Here is a 2,521-nt window from a genome sequence, read left to right on the forward strand (position 1 = left end):
GCAACGACCTCACTGCACGCGACGCGCAGCGCACCGACAACCAGTGGGCCCGCGCCAAGGGCTTCGACGGCTCGGCCCCGCTCGGCCCGTGGATCGAGACCGAACTGGACACCGAAGACCTGGCCATCCGCGGCCGGCTCGACGGCGAGCTGAAGCAGGACGGGAACACCTCGCAGATGATCTGGGGCGTCAAGGAGGTGGTCTCCTACGCCTCCCAGGCCTTCACCCTGCTGCCCGGCGACGTGATCATGACCGGCACCCCCTCCGGCGTCGGCACCATCGAAGCCGGCCAGCGCTACGAGGTGGAGATCGAAGGCATCGGAACCCTCTCCAACACCGCTCGACGTTGATTGAAAATGCTAGGGTGATCGCTTTGAAATTTTTAGCAGTGTAATATTTCGGGACGTTCCTTGTGCTGCCCTGCTGTACTGATCAGCGATGTTAATTAAGTCGCTGGTTCCTGGTTGCGGTGGGGCGGCCTGTGGTGATTGTCCTCATGGATCCAACCCGGTAGTGCTTCGCGGCAGGCGGTTTCAGCGGCATGGAACTGGGCGTACGCCCATCCGTCGTTCAGGGTGCGGTGGAACCGCTCGATCTTGCTGTTGGGTTGGGGGGTCTGCTTACCGCCCACATGCATGGCGCGATGCATGCACCGACTGGGGATAACGCCCAAGCACACCCGGCCCTACCGGCGTTGCCCGATAGGACCCGCTCCACGGTGACGCCGCGATCGACGAACCAGGTCACAACCCGCTCAAGCACCCCGATTGCCGTGACTGATTTCTCGTCGTCGTGGATCTCGGCGTAGGCGATGCGTGGGTGGTCATCGATGACAGTGTGCGCGAAAGCGGGACCCTTTTGGGGTAGCGGTGGACATTTCGCGGCTTGTCCGGCGTTGCGGTACTGTTCACTTTGCCTTGCACCCTTCCCACCAGTCGGTAAGCGCCACCGTCGTTGGATACTGCCGAACTTGGTGACGTCTACGTGGATCATCGCCTGGGGCGCACCGGCGGATCCGGTCCCGGGTAACCCGGGTCTTCGCGGTTCGTGGGGAACGGCCTGCTGTAGCTGAGTGTTCATGCTGGCGTCCGGGCCGCACTGGTCAATAGGATATGCGAACGGTAATTGCCTGCGTTGCAGTATCCCCGACCGACTCGCTTCCTAGCTTTTATGCTGACGTTGTTCGAATCGACCTTCGCTGTCGTTGCGCCGGTAACAACTAGGACTTCAATCTCTTTCCACCATCGGCACTGATCGGAACAGGTGCTCGTCGATGCCCCAGTACCGCAGCCTGAGCGTGTTCACATCCGGAAGCATCGTCGCCGCTGAATTGATCGCTTCCTGAACCAGCCACCACGAGACGCCGAAAGCGCGGGCTGCCTCGAAAACTGGGCGGGAGGAATCAGTGACCGCGGCGACCAACGACTCCTTCAGCCGGCGAGTGGAGCGCTCAAACGGCGGAACCTGATCCATTTCCTCGCTGAACGACTTGAGTTCGCAGACCGGCTCATCGCAGAACCAGCGGTACTTGTTCCAGAACACCTGCACCGGTCTCGCGATCGGAATGTCCCGCAGGCGCTGCAGACGTCTGCCCTTCCGCCTTGCCGAGATAATGTCGCAGTCAGGGCAGCCGGGTGGTTGCTCCGTTGCTACAGTGATACGGCGCTGGCCGAGCGCCAGTATTTCGGTCTTGATCACTCTGAAATCGGGCAGGTTGAAAATAGCTGTGGCAGGGTCAACTGCCACCCGAATAGGCTCTTTCAAGGCTCGTGGTTCCTGTTCCAGGGTGAATGCTTAGACGCACTCATCCCAGCAGGGCCACGGGCCCCTCTGCTATCTTTGACACGCGGTCATTTCTCCACGAACCGTGAAGACCTGGTAACCCTGTCGATATGGCGAAGCCGGTTGATCCTGCGCGGGACCAGCACGGTGTGCACGGTCAATGCGGGCCAAGCCCAGCCTTTAGACCATCAAACCGGGCCCAAACGCATGCGCCAGCGCAGCGCCACGATCTTATCGACCACGACTTGCTGGCTGCGGTTCAGGATTGTCCGGGGCCGGCTGGGCTTGTCCATCATGCCGTCCTGAGCCGTGGGCCAGGAGACCATGAACATCTCGGCCGCGGTGGCCACACCACTCCACGTCGTGAGGCCTTTGGTCATCCCTTCAATTCATATCGTGTCGTAGCACGAATACAACCAGAAGGGATCTGCTGGTTTATGCATCCCTTACATTATCGCCCGGAAGCGTGTCCTTCAGTCCCCCCGTGCCTTGCTGAAGAGACCACTCTTTGAAAACTTCAACGCTCGCCGAAGTGCCGGCGCCTGGTTGAAGCAGACACTATCGTCATCGAGATCACCGGGGGAGGGGATTGCCGGCGGATTCAAGAACCTCAACACGCTGTCGGCGGCCACGGCTTCCGACAGAAGACGCTAACAACCAGCAACTAAAAAGTGCGAGCCTAATTTGGGTTCCAGAGGTGAGGTATCGCCGGTTGGGTCTGCAAAATCGGGATTCCTCT

At 60.3% G+C, this 2,521-nt stretch carries 3 protein-coding genes and 1 pseudogene; 1 reads left to right on the forward strand and 3 read right to left on the reverse strand.

Annotated features, from left to right (window positions below; all coding sequences use genetic code 11):
• Positions 1–350: fumarylacetoacetate hydrolase family protein (locus tag AC5RWT_RS36520; protein WP_494084481.1), on the forward strand; the 350-nt coding region annotated here is incomplete at its 5' end.
• Between the two features lie 95 nt (positions 351–445).
• Here the strand turns inward: AC5RWT_RS36520 and AC5RWT_RS36525 are convergent.
• The 3 genes and pseudogenes from AC5RWT_RS36525 to AC5RWT_RS36535 all read right to left on the reverse strand — a co-directional run.
• Positions 446–1,002: pseudogene (locus AC5RWT_RS36525) on the reverse strand (transposase family protein); the annotation flags it as partial.
• Positions 1,003–1,227: 225 nt separating this feature from the next.
• On the reverse strand, positions 1,228–1,764 hold the full coding sequence (locus AC5RWT_RS36530) for a transposase family protein (protein ID WP_494084482.1): 537 nt from the start codon (positions 1,762–1,764) through the stop codon (positions 1,228–1,230).
• Between the two features lie 206 nt (positions 1,765–1,970).
• Positions 1,971–2,162: a hypothetical protein gene (locus tag AC5RWT_RS36535; protein WP_494084483.1), complete on the reverse strand. Its 192-nt coding sequence runs from the start codon at positions 2,160–2,162 to the stop codon at positions 1,971–1,973.
• Positions 2,163–2,521 lie beyond the last annotated feature (359 nt).

The organism is Arthrobacter sp. Dra40, assembly GCF_059091905.1.

Coding starts and splice junctions, on each gene's coding strand:
- AC5RWT_RS36535 (WP_494084483.1), bottom strand. CDS start 2,162: ATGACCAAAGGCCTCACGACGTGGAGTGGTGTGGCCACCGCGGCCGAG.